The following is a 19815-nucleotide window of genomic DNA, read 5'->3' on the forward strand; positions in this document are numbered from 1 at the left end:
TTAGATTAACAGAGGAATAGCTTTACCATTTGAGAATTGTCCTAAATCTAAATCAAATGTGTACTTAACGGTAAGGAATCTCTTTCTGAACTCTATCACCTTTTTCTTTACTTCTGAGACATCCTTTTTGTCTATTGCTACCTCTCTCATAAACTTGGCAATTTCAGCCATATCTTCTTCCTTAACACCGTATCTAGTCATTTCTTGTACTCCTAGCCTAATACCACTTGGATCCTTTACAGCACTAGGTGGGTCGTAAGGCAATAAGTTTTTGTTAGTAATTATGTTTGCATCTTCAAACATTTTTGCAACCTTAGCTCCTCCTCCCAGATTCCTTACGTCTATCGCAACTTGATGACTTTTCGTATACCCTAAATGCTCTCCAACAACCTTAAATCCTTCAGCTGCCAATGCCTCAGCAAACGCTTTAGCATTTCTCACAATTTGCTTTGCATAATCCTCTCCGAAGTATTTCATTTCAAGTGCGGTAACCGCTACACTAGGTAGTCTATGCAAATGATGATTACTTACAAACCATGGAAATATCGTATCACTTACTTTTTTGTATAGCTCATCGTCATTGATAAATATTGCGCCACCTTGGGGACCTGGAAAAGTCTTATGTGTCGATGAAGTCATGATGTCTGCTCCTTCTAATAGCGGATTATGCCATGCTTTTCCAGTGATTAAACCGTAAACGTGAGCAGCATCGTAAATAAGCCTGGAATTTACAGCATGAACATGAGGTGCCAGTTCTTTAGAAGGATGTGGGAATAAGTATAAGCTACCACCCAACACTACAAATTTAGGTTTAACTTGCTCGATCATTTTAATTGCCTTATCAACATCTACATTCATATTCTCAGGATCGTAAGGTAGTTCTATTTGCTCTATGCCTAGAGCGCCTAGTGTACCAAATCTAGTATGACTTACATGCGCACCAGCCTGAACTGGAGCTATAAGAGCTTTATCTCCAGGGTTAGCCAAGACCTTGAATACTTCCGCATTAGCTAAGGTACCGCTTATTGGCCTTAAATCACAGTGAACAGAATTAGTTATTTCATTCATTAATTTCATAGCTAGAGTTTCTATTTCATCTACGTATTTAGTACCTTGGTAGAACCTCTTATATGGCTTACCTTCAGCATATCTTGACATAAAATCGCTCATATAAACCGTTTCAGCTAAAGGGCTCATCACGTTTTCTGATGGAATTAAGTTTAACGTTTCTAGTCTTCGCCACCTATTCTGTTCTCTGGTTATTTCTATGATTTTTTGAAGTTCTTCGGGAACTTGAGGCATTAGGTAAAAATAGGTTATAAAAATTTTAAACTTTCGCAGCCCTACCTAGCTTAAGATGCGCCTTCCCCAATTCTTTATTGGCTAGTGCTGATAACAAGTTAAGCTCACCAGCCAACACTGTAGAAGCTATTATTTCAGCGAATTTTTTAGCATTGCTACCAGGCGGGTTACCACTACCGTAAACGCCCATTATAGAAAGTGCTTCTCTCTGTGTAGGTAATCTAGTACCTCCTCCTACGGTCCCTACTTCAAGAGAAGTTAGAGTTACAGATATGTAAATTCCGTTTTCTCTGACTTCAGTCCACGTGTAACCGCTGCTACTTTCAACTACTTGAGCCATATCTTGACCAGTTGCCAAGAAAATGGCCGCAATTATATTTGCAAAGTGAGCGTTATATTGAAAGAACGTTCCTGCCCTAGCTCCACCAGCCCAATTCTTTCTCAAATTGACCTCATGAATTAAGTTCTTATCTGATTTCAAAACCTTTGTGATAATATCGTTAGGGATTAAAGCCTCAGCTACTACGGTTTTCCCTCTACCGTGAAGACTATTTACTATTGATTGCTTCTTATCACTACACATGTTACCGCTAACTGCTAAACACCTAGCCCTTCCAAAGTTCTCCTCAATATATTCACACACTTTCTCTGTAGCAATAGTAGCCATATTCATACCCATCGCGTCACCAGTATCATAAATAAACCTCAACCACACATTATTACCTAAAACGTAAGGCTCTACGGAAATTAATTTTCCATGAGAAGTTGTAGACTCTGCTATATGTTTCAAATCTTCATAATGTTTCTTTACCCAATCTATAAAATCTACAACATCAATTATACTATCCAATTTGAAAACCGGAGCCCTTGTCATTCCGTCAAAAATTATCTTAACTCTTGTACCTCCACTTAAGGTTACGGCCTTTACACCACGGTTAACGCTGGCTATCAAGGCTCCCTCTGTTGTAGCTAAAGGTACATAGAATTCTCCCCTAGCATAATCACCATTAACTCTTAAAGGACCTATAACACCCATAGGTACTTGAACAGCTCCTATTACATTCTCTGCATTTCTATTCTTAATTTCAGCATAATCTAAAATTGTAGAACCTATCGAAGGTAAGTTTGAGTTAGTTAATCTTTCTATAGCTAGTCTTCTAGCTACCATCGCAGCATTTGCTTCTAAAAAATTATCTATTTCATGAAGTTGGATCTCGCCCTTTATTACTTTCTCAACAATATTATTAATTGTTTCCTGCATTATCTATCACTCTAAATTTTATCCCGTACTGTATTAAGCCATTAGTGGAATCAGACCTCAGCCTTCTTAACACAGCCTCAACTCTAACACCCTCTTTTAATTCATTGGCTTCTACGTCTGTCAAGGGGGCAACTATATCTAAACCCTCATCTAACCTAATGAGACCTACTATTATAGGGACTTGCTTTTCGAACCCCTCCCTTGTTTGATAAAGGACTGTGTATTCGAGTAAAGTACCTGTCCCCTTAGCCTTAACCTTTTCTACGTCTACAGAGCCACAATTTCCACATATACTTTGATACGGATAGAACACGTTCCCACATTTCTTGCATATTCCTAGAGTTAGAGAGTATAACGTATTTTTTAGTCTCCAACTTTGAGATGGACTTATTTTCATATATTTCACCTCATCAGAGCAACTAGATGAGAAGAATTACCAAGATCGTCTGTAGACAATAAAAATCCTCTTTCTGCATCTATTTTACCTCTTGGATGTTCTCCAATTAAATGTAAATATAACTCAGCTAACTGATATATCGCAGCAGCCGAGCCCGGATAGCCTCTTGCTTTAAGACCACCACCTAGATTTACGTTTACATTATCTAGATTGTCCAATCCGTTACCGTCCTTAGCAAGACCTAAGGACTCTAGCTCTAACGTAGCTAAGATACTATAAGAATCGTGGATCTCGTAAATATCATTACTACTCATTTTAGCCGTGAGCTTCTTTGCAACATCTCTCACAGAGTTTATTCTCACACTAGCAAGATCTAAAGGTAAATTACTGCTCACGATGTTTTCTATCTTTACAGTTGTATCAGTGAATTTCCTTGACAATTCATCAGATGTTATCAGAACTACTGAAGCACCATCAGCCCTTGCAGCTACATCAAACAAACGCAAGGGTTCAGCAACTATCTGCGAATCCATTATTACCTTTTTATCTACTTTAAATCTAAGATACGCATAAGGGTTCTCCACAGCGTTTTCGTGCATCTTTAAAGGCCATTTTGTAAAGTAATCATAGTCTTTACTGAACTTTTTCATATACCTCTTCATTAGTAAGGCAGCATGTGCATGAGGAGTTAATCCTACTTGATATTGGTATTCATTACCCAAATTATAAGAGATGACATCATTAACGTACTTTGACGGAAAATCCGAAAACTTATCCACACCTATTAGCAGAACACTATTAGCAATACCAGATTTGATTAACGAATATGCTGCTAATACTGCCGAACCACCGTTATCCCCATTTTCAACTCTAAACGATATAGAGGTTTTAATGCCTAACTTGTTGGAAAGTTTAAAGGCTAACATAAGATTCTTAGATAAGGTATCACTATACGTGCTGGCTAAAATTAAAGCATCAATTGATGAAGGCATTTCCTTTACTTTTAATATTAAATTCTTGTAAGCTTCAATGACTAGATCCGTTTCAGAAAATTCATAGTACCTATCAATTTTTATGAGACCACTACCTACTATTGAGACCATTATTCATACACCTTGAACTTATTGGTCGTTTTTGCATATAACGAATAAGGAATAACCTTTTTCCTATTCATATAATATTCTACACTCGGGGCTAGCTTTTGCCTCTCAGAGATTTTATCCGTTACTAATATGCTGAAGGCATCACTTCCTGCACCGCTTCCAAAGGGAGCTGTTAATATTCTTTCACCAGGTTTCGCAATATCAAGCACTTTTGCCAGACCTAACAAAGCAGAAGCGTTATAGGGATTACCAATATATGGAGATACTAATCCGGCCTTTACTTTTTCTAACGGAACATTCAATTTCTTTGCAACTTGTATAGGAAACTTACCATTAGGCTGGTGAAATACAAAGTAATCAAAGTCAGAAATTTTGTACCCATTCTCATCGAGAAGGTTCTTCACCGCAGACATTATATGATAAAAGTAAGCAGGTTCACCGGTAAATCCTTCGCCATGAAGTGGATACGGCATACCATCTCTCCTCCAGAAATCCGGAGTATCGGTAGAGAAGGAGGTAGAAGCTTCGATAACTGCTGCGGATTCGTTGTCTCTTCCAACTACATAGGCTACTGCAGCCGAGGCTGAACTAAGTTCTAGAACGTCGCCAGGATTTGATTGTGCAGTATCACTACCAATTACTAAGCCGTACTTAATCTTACCCGCTTCAACCATACTAGAAGCAAGTCTTAAACCGGCTGAAGCTGCTCTGCAAGCAAATTCTAAATCGGCACTTAGAGTCTTATGAGAGATACCTAATGAATCTAATAAAATAGTAGCAGTAGGCTTAACGGCATAAACTTTAGATTCAGAGCCGAACAATACAAGGTTAATCTCTGAGGGATCAATTCTAGCTCTAGCTAAGGCATTTCTAGAGGCTTCCCATGCCATTGTAGTAGAATCCTCATCTGCTGAAGGAACAGCCTTTTCTGACAATCCGAGGCTTTTTACAACCTCCTTTTCAATGCCCCATAGCTCAGCTATTTCCTCAGACCTAATTCTATATCTAGGAATATAACTACCCCATCCTATTATTCCACTTTTCATTGATAAATGGAATGTAAGAGCTTTAATTATAAGATTTTCGACAAATGACTATAACCTAATCGACAAATGTCGAAAAAGTAATATATAGGGTATGACTTGGATTTAATTGAAAATTATTGGTGATGAGTAAAAAACACGGGGACTTTATGACCGGCTCAGCTCACGCTGATGATCTGTCAGCATAAAACATCTGGTAGCGTCTAGGCTTTAATTGTGCCACAATGTAATTAAAAGCAGCTTGCGGATCACTCTGTTCACCACAAGTGTACACATCCAATGTAGCATATTTGTATTCATTCCATGTATGAAGTGCTATATGACTTTCCTCTACTAGAGCTATGACTGAAACTCCGCCTTTCTTGCCTCCGAATTTCCACGCTTTAATTTCTACTAAATTCATTTTAGCTATATTCACTGCTTCAAGAACTATCTTTTCTAGCAGGTCTTTATCCGTAAGAAGTTCTTCATCGAGATCGTATAGATTGCCAAAAACGTGCTTACCTATTATTTTATCTTCAGAGGAGGTTTGGAAATAGGTTTGTTGTTCCATCTTTTTTCCTAGGGCCCTCCGTCTCATTATCTTCTATATGGGGGATAATAAAGTAAACTGGTCTATCTAGTCTTCGAAATAAACTAATATATCACCCTATAGTATTAACCGCAATGAAACGAATTTACCTGCTTGGCATCATACTCATATTATTTATAAGCCTAGGTGCAGTATTTTACGTAGAAGCTAATAATTTCCACGTTTATGCGTATATAGTTAAGGAATCAATAACCCAATCTGGTTACCAAGTTTATTCAATCTGTGTCGTTAGTTCAAATAAAGGTCCTCTACCAATGTCAGCTAATGTAATAGTGGCAATTTCCGCGGGAACGCAATCTGGTATATTCGCCCACACAAAGAACTATATCAACGATACAAGTATTAGCGTTGCTCCTTTCAGCTCTAAGAAGTTATTAGTTAATATATCAATTCCAGCTGTACAACAAGTCTATAATGTTTATATCGAGGGGTCTGGTAATTACAATTGGCAATTGAAACCACAGAACAACATAACTTTAAATCAACAAATATATCAATTAAACACTATTGCACATTTCTACCCTATAAGAGCCGTTGTGTCCTCAAAGTATCTTACATTCTACACTAACGCTTCGATCATTTTCACAAACTCACATGCCTATCCTTATTACGTACAGTCAGCTCCGATATCACTAACCGCTTATCCCAATGGAAGTATAATTTACTCAATCGCCTTCGTTCTTAATACTCAGTACATAAAACTCTCAAGTGGTTCTTACACGGCTAAGCTCTATGTAAACGGAAGTTTAGTCGATACTTCAAGTATAACTATTTCTCAAGGACAGCAAGTAGTGATATACGGTAACCTCCCACCGTCAAACATAATATCTGTACAAAATTACGATACGACATATAATATAACAATGTTCTTAAACGGACAACAATTAATATACTATTTCGGCGAAATTATTTCAATATGATAGGGGCAAATCTTGACGTTAATAAGTTAACGTTTTCAATCTACGTTCCTTATATAGAAAAAACTTGAGATTAGCATTTCCAGCATGGGAAAATATGAGCTTGAAAAAGATGATTTGGGATATTTCAGGGGAGCCGTAGATAACGTAAGAGAAGGTATGGAATATATGTTATAGTGAAAACGTTACAAAGCTTGATTGAACAAAATGTAAAAATAGATGGAGAATATACAGATGTTCTAACCGGTGAATACTTTAGAGATTCAGTAAACGTCAAAGACCTACTACGAGTCTTAGTAAAGCAAAATTAAGGTATGCGGGGGGTGGGCTTCGAACCCACGCAGGCCTACGCCAGCGGATATCCCTAGGGCCTTGAGTCCGCCCCCTTTGACCAGCTCGGGCACCCCCGCCTACCTATCTACATATTCCTCATTAATTTTAAGTTTTTCACCTATTGAATTATAGCTTAACTTAAAATCTCGATACGACCCTCTTCGTTCCCTAAAATCACCTCATAATCTTTAACACCCTTTTTACCGCAAAAAACACCACTCTCTACTACACCAGGTATCTCCTTTACTTTCTTTTCAAAAGCACATAATTCGCTTGTATTTACATCAACATCTATGATTATATTACCATTATCACTGATTACTCCTCCGATTTTTCCGTTAGTTTCCCTAATCCTCGCTTTGTATCCCAGCGAAGTAAGCTCCGACAAAACGTAAGATATGGCAGCTTGAGTGACTTCTACTGGGACGGGTAACTGATTTGAGCTTGAAAGTTTACTATACTCTCCAATGAATACTGACCTTTGAGAAAAATAGTATAATAATTTCTCTCTAAGTAATGCTGCACCTCCTCCTTTGATCATAACTTTGTCCTTAGTTACGAAATCGAAACTATCCACATAAATCTCTGGTTTCATGCCTGAACTCAATGATAAGACAACACCTCCCCTTTTAGATAAGTCTATTTCCGTGTCGATAGAACTTGATACAAAAACTTTACCCTTTATCATGTTTTTCTCTTCCATAACTTCAATTAGCCTCTTTACTGTTCTACCAGTACCCATTCCGATCAATTTGTAATCGGCTAGTAAAGGGGCTACGAACTCGGCTACAGCTCTTTTAGCATCCATAGAAGCATAATCTCCAATTAAGTTATAGGTTTTACCGTTGAATAAGAAGAGGTTAACTTAATTGTAAATAGTTAAAAAATAATTTTAAATTACAAGGCCTTGAACTTTTCGTGCCACACTTCGTAAGCTTTAACCATTTCTTCATTTACACTGGGTTTTCTAACCTTTAGAACTTCCATGAAGTCGTTAGTTGCTACTGGTCTAGGTTCCGATAAGTTCTTTTCAAACATCTCCTTTACTACCTTAATCTGAGCAGCTTGAACAATATCCTTAATATCGCTCGCTGTATACCCTTCAGTTAGTTCTGCGAGTTGATTCAAATTAACACTACTGTCCAAATTGATCTTAGATGTGTAGTACTTTAATAACGCCAGCCTTTGATTAAAATCGGGAAGTCTGACGTAGATTCTCTTCTGGAATCTCCTTAGGAATGGTTCATCTAATCTCCATGGCTTATTCGTTGCACCTATAACGTAAACTTTGAACGTCTCAGACTTATCTTGTAATCCGTCCATTTCTTTTAAAAATTGGTTTCTAACTCTTACCTCTCCGCCGTTTTCGCTATTATACACACCAAGTAACGCATCTATCTCGTCAATAAATATTATAACCGGTTTATTCTCCTTTTTAGAGAGTTCCCTCGCGTTGTTGAATATTTTAGCTACGTTCTTCTCTGCTTCACCTAGCCACTTAGACATAATCGAAGCAGCGTCGACCTGAATAAAATATGAGTCAATTTCACTAGCCACTGCTGCTGCTATCATAGTTTTGCCACAACCTGGAGGACCGTATAAAAGAATGCCTCTAGGCCATCCGAGAGGGAATAAGTCAGGTCTTTTTGTTGGATATACTATAGACTCTTTTAACGCCTCCTTCACATCATCAAGTCCTACTATGTCATTAAAAGAGACCTTAGGTTTTTCCTTTACTATGAGATCCTCTATACTAACAGATGTTGTCTTAGCTTGTTCTTCCCCATTAGCAGGAACTACTTCTTTTAGTACCTCTATTCTTTTTTTATACTCATTAATCATCTGTTCGTAGACTTTAACAGCATTAGAATCATGATACAACGCTATCAATTGAGATAAAACTTCTATAGCTTTTTTATAGTTATTTATAGCCTCCTCTACATTTCCTTCCTTATCAGCTTTTACAGCTGCAACAGCATATTTTCTTGCCATTTCTTCTAACATTGACTGAGCCGACATCTACTCATCCCTCCAATGCTATCAGACCCTTCTGTTCCAATCTCTTTAATAGATTGAGAACTTCTACCTTATCTACCCCATAGTTCTTTGAAATATATTCTAGATCAAGGAATCCTCCCGTACTTCTAATGTAATCCAAGAGTATATCTTCTGTTAATTGGCGCTTTATTTGTATTGCCTGAGCTCTAGGTTTAGGTAATTCTGTCGGAGGATGAGGTAATTCTGGCAAGATTTCTCTAACTTTTACTTCTGCCATCTTTTGAGCCTCATCTAATATCTGCTTAGCTTGTTCGTCAACCATTGCCGGAACTACAGATCTCTCACTTATGGCACCTGTTTCTATAGCAATACTGTTAACACTGCTTGTTATGGAGTCTAACGCTAAAGCCACTTCAGGAGCTACTCCCTTTATCTGATCCTTAAGCTCTCCTAATATTTTCATAACTGGAAATAGGACTAGGGATACACCTTGCAATTCCTGAACAGTATCGAGCTTTAGTCTGACCTTTTCTATTGCCAAATAAGCGGTGTAAATTATTTTGATCATTTTCCTAATGTCAGAGATCTCTTGCGCATAGATAGTAGCCCTAGCAACATCACCCTCAATTTGGGCTCTAACTACTTTTTCGAAGAGCTCCTTGTCCCTCTCCTTTAACCTCCTTATTGCCTCGTCAAGTCTGTCTTGCTGTTCCTTTAGCTTCAATGATATTTCCGTAATCATCTTCCCTAATTGTACTTTTCGCTTCTTATCATTGTTAAAAATTGATGATAACTTATCAAACATCCTAAGTTACTAGATTAGTTACAAAGTATTTATTACCCTTACTGGTATTGGCAAAGGCACTTCACTCTTATTACTTTCCGTCTTTGTAGATTGTTCAGTCTGCGTGGGTAATGAGGGAGAAGGCTTTAAATCCAAACTCTCTTTATCAAGCCCATCTAGCTTATCTAACGTTTTTCTTATATCATCCCTTTCCACTGTATAACTCTCTTTAGATTGCCTAAGGATCTCTATCGAATTCTTATACGCAGTTTCTGGTAACTCTCCCGAGATATAACTCATTTTAAGTGCTATTGTAGCCCTATCGATCTGAGATAACTGGTCCTCAATTTTGTTTAGCCTATCCTTAAGTTTCCCCTTGAGTTTACTTTGTTCATCTCTGACCTTTAACATTTCGGCGTCCAACTTTCTCTTCATATCATCATACATACTCTTTGGGATCTCGTTCTTAGAGTATAACTCCTCTAACGCTTTCTGTCTTCTTCTTATTTTTTCCATATATCCTAAAATCTTGTAAGCCTCGCTCCTCCACTCTGGAATTAATACTAATGAATCCCCATCTAATTTCAGACTGTCAGGAGCGTAACTCTTTATCTCATCTCCTTTAGAAATCTCTACGCCAGTTACTGTTCCGTCGATTTCAGTATAAACGTGAAGTAGAATCCCTACATCTCTACCGTAAATGTCCTTTATCTTTTGTCCTATGAACTTCGTTAATACTTCAACTGAAACCGGCATGGTATTACTCCTCAAAATTATCAGCTGAGTATGATTTATTTAAAAGGATTTGGGCTCCTCAGCAGGTAGAGGCTCATCACGGATAAGTGCTTTTAACCCTCATCATCGGCTAGGTAATATTATGATAGATTATTTAAAAAAGGATTCCTAACGCAAATTATAATTTACAATGAGCTTACAAACACTGGAGAATATAACGGGACAATTTTCACAGCTCTTACATGTAAACACAACACCTCTAGCTTCAGCGTTCATTATCATAGGATTGTCAATACTAATAATCCTTCTTCTCGGAGGCATCGCTTACGGAGTAGTACAGGCTTTTAAAACCTTGCCTAATATGCCGTTTAGAGGTTTCGTTATCTTAATGTTAGTTATAGCCACGTTCCTATTAATTATAGGAATATTAATACCCTAAAATACTATAACTTTTTCCCGTAATACTCTAAGCCATAATCCCTTTCTATTTCTATGATTCTATTATATTTACTAGTCCTTTCACCTCTAGCAGGAGCACCAGTTTTGATAAAGTCACTTTGAACTCCCACTGCTAGGTCGGCAATAAAGGAATCCTCAGTCTCGCCACTTCTATGGCTAACTATAACCTTTATGGAATTCTTTTTAGCCAGCTCTACATAGTCGAAAGTTTCGCTTAAAGTACCAATTTGATTAGGTTTAACTATAGTTCCAATGGTCGACTTCTTCTCAATTCCTTTTTTAAGATACTCCACATTAGTAGTATATAGATCATCACCTGTTACTATAGTCTTCTTAAGCTTTGACTGTAGAATAGAAAACCTTTCGAAATCATTTTCATTGAATGGATCCTCTAAATATAGAATAGGATACTCATTTGCTAAGCTAACGTAATAATCTATCATTTCGTCCGGAGAGTATTTCCTACCGTCTATCTCGTAGACACCATCTTTGAAAAAGTCTGAAGACGCTGCGTCCATACCTAGATAAACTTGACCGTCGTACCCAGTGTGTTTTACCGCCGTATATACGAGATCCAAAGCATCCCTAGTCTTCTCGAGAGGTGGAGCGACTCCACCTTCATCTCCTAAGGCGGTGTAGAGTTTACCATATCTCTCTGTTATCAGTTCTTTTAGCCTCTTATAGATTGAAGTCGAGGCGATTAAAGCCTCTGAAAATGTATCAAACTCCTTGGGTATGATAATGAACTCTTGGATTTTAAGCATGTTACCCGCATGAAGCCCACCATTTAATATATTAAGTAAGGGTATAGGAACATACCTAACCCTAGGACCTCCAATATATTTGAAATATTCTAGCCCTAGAAATTTAGAGGCAGTTTTGAGAACTGCTATAGAAGTGGCTATTGTAGTGTTCCCTCCAATTCTACTCTTGTTCGGAGTTCCATCAAGCTTAATAAGAGCTTGGTCTATTGCTAACTGATCCAGAACACTAAAGCCATGGAGTGAATCATTAATTACTGAATTAATTATTCGAACAGCTTCTGTAACTCCGCCATCCTTATCCCTAAGTTCTACAGCTTCCCTAGTTCCCTTTGATGCGCCTGCAGGAGCGTCTCCGAAGTCAGAAATCCCGCCGTAAGTCTCAACCCTTACTCTAACTGTCCTGTTACTTCTAGAATCGAGAATTTGATAACCCTTTACCTTTCTTATTCTGAACGAATCGCTCATTTTAAATCCTTGATTAATATTCAAATAGAGAAGATTAATATATGTTACCTATTTGTTACAGCTCAATACCTTTGATCATATACGGGGTATTAACGCCAGTTTACGCTCGAATCCTAAGGGGAAAGATAAGTAACGAAAAAGCATTTTATATCACTTGGGTCACAGCACCGTTTTTGGTAGCGTATTTTTACCTTCAAACCATAATAACTTTACCAATCTTAATATTTTTCAATATTATAGGATATGTAATAGCTTTGAATAAAAAATACAAATTCATATCCCCTTTACTTCTGACGGCGTCAATATTATGCCAATTAATTTATAGTTTATTTGTATTACATATTACTCATGCCTAGGAAAAAACAGAGCGAGCCAGACGTATGCCCTAATTGTGGAACAAAAGTTGATAAACCGACAAAGACTTGGCAACTAGTATCTCCTCTACCAGATGCATATGGAAGAATAACCATAACAGTTATGGGCTCTTATGAATGTCCTAAGTGTGGACATAAATGGAAAGCAGTAGTTTCAAAAATAAAGGCTGGAGGGAGCTCCGTAGAGGTAGAGGGTAAGAAAGGAGTTAAGAAGATAGGAGAAGAGCAAGAGAAGGAGGAGGAAAACAGAGCCGAAGTAATAGAACTTGATTTGAGTGACCTTGATGAAGATGAAGAAGAGTGACATCATACTTTTAATACTTATTTTAATGATCTATATAGGAGTATTTTCAGGAGTAGTACAGACAGCTAGCGTAGAAGGAGTTTCAATGTATCCGGAATTTCAAAATGGCTTCCTAACTTTCTATGCTTCTCCAAAAAACATTAGTGTAGGAAATATAATTATATATAAATCAACTCTAGGAACTTATGTAATTCATAGAGTTATTCAAATTAACCCTCAATATAATAGTTATATAACACAAGGTGTAGATCCAATAACCAATCCCATTCCTGATAATAGAATAGGTTTAGAACAACCTTACGGTGTTCCTCACCAATTCGTTATAGGAAAAGTGTTAGAGATTCATGGAATAATATTTTCAATACCTTACCTCGGATATATTTCTATATTATTCTCATTACTTTAAGATAGATATTTTTCCCTCACTTCTCAGTCTGTACACCCTATACGTAGGAGTCACTGAAGAGGGGTGATTTGCAGTAACTTGATCAATCCTACCGACAGAGGTATTTGATGGAGAGTTTAACAGTAATTGCGGATTCTTGTAAGCCTCTTCAACTATCTGCCTAATTGCATCTGCATATTTATCAAGAACCTCTTTCGGTTCGGTTTCAGTAGGTTCTATCATTAAAGCCTCTTCTACGTTAGGCGGGAAATAAATTGTAGGAGCGTAAAAGCCCCTATCGATCAGTGCTTTAGCGATATCATTAGCCGAAATCCCGGTCTCGTTAAACAATTGTTTCGCCGAGAATACAACCTCGTGTTTTCTGGGTCTATCTGAATAAGGTAATGAGAGACCTCTTACTCCCTTGAGTTTACTTATTAGGTAGTTAGTAGCTAGACTACTCAACTTTCCTACCATAGAAATGCCTTCAGAACCTAAACCTAAAATGTATGAATACGCTCTTACAACATTAGCAATATTGCCATAAAAGGTAGCTATCTTACCAATACTTTTAGGCGGAACATAATTTAGTGTAAACTTTCCATCCTTTTTCTGAACTAAGGGATAGGGCAAATAGTCTACTATTTCACCTTTGGCGCATATAGCTCCAGCACCTGGCCCTCCTCCACCATGAGGGACTCCAAAGGTCTTATGGAGATTGAGATGAACAACATCGAATCCCATGTCTCCCGGTCTGACTATTCCCAGTATCCCATTTAGGTTTGCACCATCATAATAGAGTTTAGCATCAACCCTATGAAGAATCTTAGATACCTCTAGAATATCACTCTCAAAAAGTCCTAGTGTATTAGGATTAGTGAGCATGAACCCGGCTGTCTTTTCGCTTGTAACTTCCTTTAATATGTCTATATCTATTAGCCCATCCTTGTTTGTCCTTATGTAGATTACCTTATATCCTGCCATAGCTGCACTTGCTGGATTAGTACCATGAGCAGAATCCGCTATTAACATTTCATCACGATTTCTTCTATTCTTATCTTCATGATATTTCTTTATCATTAAGACACCTGCTAATTCTCCAGCCGCACCTGCTGGAACTTGAAGACTACATTGATCCATACCAGTGATCTCAGCTAACATATTTTGCATCTCGTAAATCATTTCCAGAATTCCCTGAACAGTGTCAAAATCTTGTAACGGGTGATATTCAGAAACTAGCTCTGAAGTTTTTTCTTCCACTTTAGGATTATATTTCATAGTGCATGAGCCTAAAGGCATAAATCCAGTATCCACTCCGAAGCTCATTTGAGAGAGCCTTACGAAGTGCCTAACTACTTCTAGTTCTGATAGCTCTGGTATTTCAGGCTCTTTACTTCTCTTAAGTTTTTCAGGTATTCTTAATTGGATTTCTATTTCCTTCTCGTGTGGAACCAGAGTTCCTATCCTACTATTATTTCCCTTATATTCCGTTATTAGTGGTTCGTCCCACTTAGCTTGTCTCCACATTTTCAATAACCTCCTTCACCTCACTTACTAAAGTGTCGATCATTTGCTTTGTGTGAACCTCAGTAACACAAAACAATGCCTCATTTCTATCAATTTTGATACCACCGTGAATTTTCTTCTCTAGCAAACGAGAATGAATTAAGGAGTAATCAATAGGAAATTTGAGCAAGAACTCTTCAAAGAAGTCCCCTTTAAAGGGCGAGATAACACCGTCTATCCTTTCGAACCGTTCTTTAGCATAATGACTCCTCCTATATATCTCCTCAGCTAACTCCTTTAGCCCTTTCCTCCCTAGTAAAGATAAATATACTGCATTTGCGATCGCCATCAAAGCCTCATTAGTAGTAATATTCGAAGTTGCTTTCTCCCTCCTAGCAAATTGCTCCCTAGTTTGTAAAATTAATGTAAAAGCTCTGTTCCCGTCAGAGTCCCTAGTAAGACCTACTATTCTCCCAGGCATTTGTCTGATAAGTTGCCCGTCCCACCTAACTGCCATAATTCCAACTAAAGGACCTCCGTAATTTAAAGGCAAGCCTAGTTCCTGCCCGTCACTGATAGCAATATCAACCCCGTATTCACCCGGAGGTTTTATAAGACCGAGAGATAGGGGATTAACACCCATAATAGTTATGATATTGTTCCTTTTAGCATATTCTACTATCTCTTCGAGATTCTCTTCAAAGATACCGTAATAGTTAGGCTGTTGTATATATATTGCGGTTATATCTTTAGAAGACGATATTATCTCTTTTGCCTTTTCATACTCTAATTGACCAGAGTTCTTGCTATAAGGGATCTCAACAATTTTTATTTCCTTACCGTATACCCACGTTTTTAATTCCTCCTTATGATAAGGGTTCATGTTTTCTGGGATTAATATTGTAGATCTCTTGTTGATTCTGTTTGCCATCATCACAGCTTCAGCTAAAGCAGAACCCCAATCATATAGAGATGCATTAACTACTTCCATCTCTAATAGTTCCGCAATCAGACTCTGATACTCGAAAAGTGCCTGAAGTAAACCCTGAGTTATCTCTGGTTGATATGGAGTATAAGAAGTATAGAATTCTGAACGACTAATGATAAATTTTACAGCCTCAGGAACGTAATGAGGGCAAACACCCCCACCCATAAATGGGGGCATGAGTAATTTCATGTTTTTATTTTTTAATTCATTAAGCCTTAACGTAATTTCGTACTCCGATAATGGTTCTTTATAAGGTAAGTCAAGCTCTCTCCTCAATAGGATCTCGTTAGGTACATCGGAGAAGAGATCATAAATATCGTGTACTCCTATTGCTTGAAGCATTTCCTTAATGTGAGCTAGGTTAGGTAGCCACGGATGCATGTCCATATAAATATCAAACAGTTATACTTGATCACGGTTAATAATGTTTAGTTCACCCCTTTTGGATATTGAAATAAAGCTAAATGCGGATATAGGAGAATTCGCAGGCTGGCAAATGCCGATGAAATACACAAGTTATCAAGACGAACACATGGCTGTGAGAACATCATGTGCATTTTTCGACCTTTCACACATGGGAAGACTCAGAATTAAGGGAAAAAATGACGAGTTGGACAAACTGGTCGCCAAGGATATAAACAAGGAAAAAGAAGGAAAAATGGTAGGACCTACAGCATTCCTCAATGATAGGGGTGGTTTTGAAGACGACGTAATGTTATATAAGGTCAAAGAGGATGAGTTTCTCGTTGTTACTAATGCTATAAACAGAGAGAAAATAATCAGTTGGATAAAGAAAAATTCCTCACTAAATGTTCAAGACTTGACATTCGATCTAGCTATGATTGCAATCCAGGGGAGAAATGTGTGGAACTTCGTTGAAAAAGTAGATCTTCAACCTTTAGAATTTAGGTTGAACACAAAATTCATGAGCGAGGATGTATTTTTATTAAGTAGGTCAGGGTGGACGGGAGAGGACGGCGTAGAATTATGGGGATCTCCCGAAACACTCTCAAGGTTGATCACCAAGCTTGTTAATTTGGGTGTGAAGCCAGCAGGTCTAATTACTAGGGACAGTCTGAGGCAAGAAATGGGTTTTGTACTTTATGGGGAGGACATCGATTCAGCTACTACACCTATAGAAGCCAGATATTGGGTTTTCTCTCTAGAGAAAGAGTTTATAGGAAGGGACAAGATTTTAGAACAGTTAAAAAATGGAGTAGACAAGATAAGAATCGGATTTAAAGGAAAAAAGAACGAGAGGATCTTACCCAGAAGGGACAATCCGTTTAAAGTTTTAGGTACTCAAGTAGGATATGTTACGAGTAGTACTTACAGCCCTTACTTAAGCAGGGTTATAGGGATGGGCTACATTAAATCGAGTCACCTTTACTTAGGATTTAACTTAAACATTGACGTAAGGGGAAAATTAATAGATGTAAAAATATCAGACTTCCCATTAGTTAAGTGATAAAGATGAGCAACGAAATCGTTGTAGAAGGAAAATATAAGGTCTTAAAAGACAGATATTATACTGAGACCGACGAGTGGATAACTATAGAAAATAATGTGGCTAAGGTAGGGATAACAGATTACGCTCAGAAGAAGCTGAGAGACATTGTAGGAGTTGACTTACCTCAACCAGGTAGGGAAGTCAAAGCAGGAGAACAAGTCGCCACTGTAGAATCAGTGAAAGCTGCTGCCGATATATATTCCCCACTTTCCGGAAAGATAACAGAAGCCAATGAAGAATTAGTTACCTCGCCCGAATTAATAAATAAAGAACCTTATGGTGCAGGATGGATTTTCAAACTAGAAATTTCAGATCCAAAAGAAATCGAAAAACTGTTAAACTACGAGCAGTACATAAATACAATTAAAAAGAGGGAGGGACTGTAAAATGTCAATAGAGGTATTAGAAGGATACATGCCCGTTTTTCCAAAGCCATCTTACATGGTTGTAGGAATTCCCGACGCTGGACTCGTAGGAGTCATAGCCACCGAATACCTAATAGAAAAACTCGGTCTGAAGGAATTCGCCACATTATATGCCCCAGGTTTGCTACCTCCTATCTCCCACGTAAAAGGCGGGATAGCTAAATCACCCATAAAACTTTACCATGGAAATAACATACTCGTCTTCCATTCGTGGATAGCAATTCCCTCAGAAGCATTATATCCGATCTCACGAGAGATAGTAAAAATAGCTAAGAAATATGGTATATCAACGATCATCTCAATAACAGGTCTTCCGATAGAAGACAGATTAAATGCTACTACAATAAACGCGTATTGGATAGGTAATAGTGAAGAGATCGCTCAAGAAATGGAAAAATTTGGCTTAATGAAGAAATTCGGTGACGGGTATATCACAGGTCCCTATGCTCCGTTACTAATTGAAGCTAAAAAAGAGAACATTAATAACTTCACCATAGTAGTGGAATCGTTCTTAGACCTACCTGATCCCGAAGCATCTGCACTAGCACTTTCAATTCTTTCCAAATATATCGGTTTTAACATATCTGTAGACGAACTGATGCAAGAGGCAGAAGAGATAAGAGAGAAGATCAAAGGCTTAATGGCTCAAACAAAAGCCGAACTTCCAAGATACGCATCTGGCAAACCTATGACCTACGCGTGATGAAAAATGCCAGTTTTTAAAGATCTGGATGACTTAATCAGATACTTAATATCTAAACAAGAGGAGGAATTTAAGCAGATAGAGCAAGAAATTAAGAGAGAGTTTGCAGAAGTCGAGAACTTCATTAAGTCAAGATCTCCCTTATACTCCGTTGAGGAACTACAAGATTGTTACAAATATGTAATAGACATGCCGAAAGCCGATACATCAAGCCTTAAAATCACAACAAGTGAAAACACTATAAGAGTTTATTGCAAGACAAAAAGCGGTAATACATATTATCTTAAATTCACAATTCCACCAGATGCAGATCCTAATTCTGTTGAAGTAACAAGACACAAATGGTTGATCGTAATTACGGTTAAAAAGAAGCACTAATTTTTTTAAAAGCTTAGAATAAGTTAGAAATGTTTATATAAACGCCGTTTAAGTTTAATAATAGGGAATTATTTTGGCAGAGGAAACTAATAAAACACCAAAAGACGTGGAGACTAGAAAAGTTCAAAGATTAGGTTCATCCTCCCTTTTCATCACATTACCCAAGAAGTGGATTAACAAGTGGGGAATAAAACCAGGAGATAAAATTATTATGGAGATCTCTGAAGATGGGACACTAAGGTTAGTAGCGGAAAAAGTAAAGATAAACTACAACAGGAGGAATGTAAAGATAGATATAGATAGCTATAAACAACCCATGACTACAGCAATACCATGTTTGTACATCTTAGGATACGACGAGATCGTATTTACTTCAAAAAAGAACATAGATCCTAAAGAATTTGAAGACGTAATAAATTACTCAAAGCACTTGGTAGGAATTGAAGTAGCAGAAACTAGTGAAAACAGTATAAAGCTGGACTGCTTGCTCGATACTGAAAAAATAGGCTCCGAGTCCCTTCTCAGACGTATTCTGAACATTGCATCAAGAAAAGTTGATGAAATTCTAGGATACTTAAAAGGACAACCCTTGGCAGAAGTGCAGCCTAGCTTAGAGGACTTGAAGAGAGTACAATTGATGTTATTGAGAAGGAGTATGGGAGGCAGATACACGTCTGAAAGAGACACATTAAGAAACTTCATAATAGCTATTAACTCGATTATTATTCTCCGTGTATACAACATTATGACTAAATTAAGCAACACGATAAAGAACACTAAACCGATCCTCACTCAAGAACAAGTAAAGATCTTGACGGAAATGTTCCAGAAAATAAATGACTTATTTGATGAGATCATAATGACAATATTATTCCCGAGCGTTAAAAGGATCTCTAACGGCTATAATATAATCTCCCAGTTGAAACAAGGACTAGAACAGCTTAACATACAAGAACCGTTAATCAAAAATTATCTAGAGGAGTTAGTTCAAAGTTTAGAGGAGGCGTTAACAAACTCCTCTTGCTCAATATTTTTGGAAGAATTACCGTGGATCGAGAGAAATTTTAATGCGTGAACAAAAATAGATAT

The 19815-nt window shown here is 37.6% G+C and carries 23 protein-coding genes and 1 tRNA gene; 10 read left to right on the forward strand and 14 right to left on the reverse strand.

Features of this window, described 5'->3' with window-relative positions:
- The 6 genes from glyA to speD form a co-directional block, all read right to left on the reverse strand.
- The gene (glyA, locus tag WIW72_RS02500) at positions 1–1302 is read right to left on the reverse strand and encodes a serine hydroxymethyltransferase (protein ID WP_337701358.1); all 1302 of its coding nucleotides are present in this window, start codon (positions 1300–1302) and stop codon (positions 1–3) included.
- Between the two features lie 25 nt (positions 1303–1327).
- Positions 1328–2563, reverse strand: coding sequence for a hydroxymethylglutaryl-CoA reductase (NADPH) (gene hmgA, locus WIW72_RS02505; protein ID WP_337701356.1), 1236 nt, complete (start codon positions 2561–2563; stop codon positions 1328–1330).
- Positions 2547–2960 (reverse strand): Zn-ribbon domain-containing OB-fold protein, encoded by a 414-nt coding sequence (locus WIW72_RS02510; RefSeq protein WP_337701353.1) that lies wholly within the window; start codon positions 2958–2960, stop codon positions 2547–2549. The genes hmgA and WIW72_RS02510 overlap by 17 nt, the downstream gene beginning before the upstream one ends.
- Before the next feature lie 5 nt (positions 2961–2965).
- Positions 2966–4063, reverse strand: a complete 1098-nt coding sequence (locus tag WIW72_RS02515) for a thiolase family protein (protein ID WP_337701351.1) — start codon at positions 4061–4063, stop codon at positions 2966–2968.
- Entirely contained in the window at positions 4063–5109 is a 1047-nt protein-coding gene (locus WIW72_RS02520) for a hydroxymethylglutaryl-CoA synthase (RefSeq protein WP_337701349.1), read from the reverse strand. The genes WIW72_RS02515 and WIW72_RS02520 overlap by 1 nt, the downstream gene beginning before the upstream one ends.
- 160 nt (positions 5110–5269) lie before the next feature.
- A complete protein-coding gene (gene speD / locus WIW72_RS02525; RefSeq protein WP_156006082.1) occupies positions 5270–5659 on the reverse strand; it encodes an adenosylmethionine decarboxylase in 390 nt (129 codons plus the stop codon).
- 113 nt (positions 5660–5772) lie between these two features.
- Here speD and WIW72_RS02530 point away from each other — a divergent pair, with 113 nt between their 5' ends.
- Both WIW72_RS02530 and WIW72_RS13220 read left to right on the forward strand, forming a co-directional pair.
- Positions 5773–6618, forward strand: coding sequence for a hypothetical protein (locus tag WIW72_RS02530; RefSeq protein ID WP_337701347.1), 846 nt, complete (start codon positions 5773–5775; stop codon positions 6616–6618).
- Between the two features lie 173 nt (positions 6619–6791).
- Entirely contained in the window at positions 6792–6926 is a 135-nt protein-coding gene (locus WIW72_RS13220; protein ID WP_443294780.1) for a DUF1953 domain-containing protein, read from the forward strand.
- A gap of 4 nt (positions 6927–6930) precedes the next feature.
- Here the strand turns inward: WIW72_RS13220 and WIW72_RS02535 are convergent.
- The 5 genes from WIW72_RS02535 to cdvA all read right to left on the reverse strand — a co-directional run bounded on the left by WIW72_RS02535 (position 6931) and on the right by cdvA (position 10486).
- Positions 6931–7025 (reverse strand) — tRNA-Leu (locus WIW72_RS02535).
- Between the two features lie 56 nt (positions 7026–7081).
- The gene (gene rpiA / locus WIW72_RS02540) at positions 7082–7756 is read right to left on the reverse strand and encodes a ribose 5-phosphate isomerase A (RefSeq protein ID WP_337701345.1); all 675 of its coding nucleotides are present in this window, start codon (positions 7754–7756) and stop codon (positions 7082–7084) included.
- Positions 7757–7845: 89 nt separating this feature from the next.
- A complete protein-coding gene (cdvC, locus tag WIW72_RS02545) occupies positions 7846–8967 on the reverse strand; it encodes a cell division protein CdvC (protein WP_337701343.1) in 1122 nt (373 codons plus the stop codon).
- Between the two features lie 4 nt (positions 8968–8971).
- Complete coding sequence (gene cdvB / locus WIW72_RS02550) at positions 8972–9751, reverse strand: cell division protein CdvB (RefSeq protein ID WP_337701341.1); 780 nt, start codon at positions 9749–9751, stop codon at positions 8972–8974.
- Between the two features lie 18 nt (positions 9752–9769).
- Positions 9770–10486, reverse strand: coding sequence for a cell division protein CdvA (gene cdvA, locus WIW72_RS02555; protein WP_337701339.1), 717 nt, complete (start codon positions 10484–10486; stop codon positions 9770–9772).
- A gap of 169 nt (positions 10487–10655) precedes the next feature.
- On the opposite strand from cdvA, the gene WIW72_RS02560 reads away from it, so the two are divergent.
- Entirely contained in the window at positions 10656–10904 is a 249-nt protein-coding gene (locus WIW72_RS02560; RefSeq protein ID WP_337701337.1) for a hypothetical protein, read from the forward strand.
- Positions 10905–10908: 4 nt separating this feature from the next.
- Here WIW72_RS02560 and eno read toward each other — a convergent pair whose 3' ends face one another.
- A complete protein-coding gene (gene eno / locus WIW72_RS02565) occupies positions 10909–12153 on the reverse strand; it encodes a phosphopyruvate hydratase (RefSeq protein WP_337721222.1) in 1245 nt (414 codons plus the stop codon).
- Positions 12154–12501: 348 nt separating this feature from the next.
- On the opposite strand from eno, the gene WIW72_RS02570 reads away from it, so the two are divergent.
- Both WIW72_RS02570 and WIW72_RS02575 read left to right on the forward strand, forming a co-directional pair.
- Positions 12502–12831, forward strand: coding sequence for a chromatin protein Cren7 (locus WIW72_RS02570; RefSeq protein WP_337701333.1), 330 nt, complete (start codon positions 12502–12504; stop codon positions 12829–12831).
- Positions 12812–13237, forward strand: a complete 426-nt coding sequence (locus WIW72_RS02575; protein ID WP_337701331.1) for a signal peptidase I — start codon at positions 12812–12814, stop codon at positions 13235–13237. The genes WIW72_RS02570 and WIW72_RS02575 overlap by 20 nt, the downstream gene beginning before the upstream one ends.
- Here WIW72_RS02575 and gcvPB read toward each other — a convergent pair.
- Both gcvPB and gcvPA read right to left on the reverse strand, forming a co-directional pair.
- Positions 13229–14743: an aminomethyl-transferring glycine dehydrogenase subunit GcvPB gene (gcvPB, locus tag WIW72_RS02580; RefSeq protein WP_337701701.1), complete on the reverse strand. Its 1515-nt coding sequence runs from the start codon at positions 14741–14743 to the stop codon at positions 13229–13231. The two genes, WIW72_RS02575 and gcvPB, sit on opposite strands and share 9 nt — an antisense overlap.
- Complete coding sequence (gene gcvPA / locus WIW72_RS02585) at positions 14727–16097, reverse strand: aminomethyl-transferring glycine dehydrogenase subunit GcvPA (RefSeq protein WP_337701329.1); 1371 nt, start codon at positions 16095–16097, stop codon at positions 14727–14729. Before gcvPA ends, gcvPB begins: the two co-directional genes overlap by 17 nt.
- Before the next feature lie 37 nt (positions 16098–16134).
- Between gcvPA and gcvT the strand changes: the two genes are divergently transcribed.
- From gcvT to WIW72_RS02610, 5 genes are all read left to right on the forward strand, one after another.
- Positions 16135–17178, forward strand: coding sequence for a glycine cleavage system aminomethyltransferase GcvT (gcvT, locus tag WIW72_RS02590; RefSeq protein WP_337701327.1), 1044 nt, complete (start codon positions 16135–16137; stop codon positions 17176–17178).
- A gap of 5 nt (positions 17179–17183) precedes the next feature.
- Positions 17184–17606: a glycine cleavage system protein GcvH gene (gcvH, locus tag WIW72_RS02595; protein ID WP_337701325.1), complete on the forward strand. Its 423-nt coding sequence runs from the start codon at positions 17184–17186 to the stop codon at positions 17604–17606.
- A gap of 1 nt (position 17607) precedes the next feature.
- Positions 17608–18348, forward strand: a complete 741-nt coding sequence (locus tag WIW72_RS02600) for a proteasome assembly chaperone family protein (protein ID WP_337721223.1) — start codon at positions 17608–17610, stop codon at positions 18346–18348.
- A gap of 6 nt (positions 18349–18354) precedes the next feature.
- Complete coding sequence (locus WIW72_RS02605) at positions 18355–18726, forward strand: Hsp20/alpha crystallin family protein (protein WP_337701321.1); 372 nt, start codon at positions 18355–18357, stop codon at positions 18724–18726.
- Positions 18727–18799: 73 nt separating this feature from the next.
- Positions 18800–19801: an AbrB/MazE/SpoVT family DNA-binding domain-containing protein gene (locus WIW72_RS02610; protein ID WP_337701319.1), complete on the forward strand. Its 1002-nt coding sequence runs from the start codon at positions 18800–18802 to the stop codon at positions 19799–19801.
- The last annotated feature ends 14 nt before the right edge of the window (positions 19802–19815 follow it).

The sequence above is a fragment of the Stygiolobus sp. CP859M genome, from assembly GCF_037389975.1.
GTDB lineage: Archaea > Thermoproteota > Thermoprotei_A > Sulfolobales > Sulfolobaceae > Stygiolobus.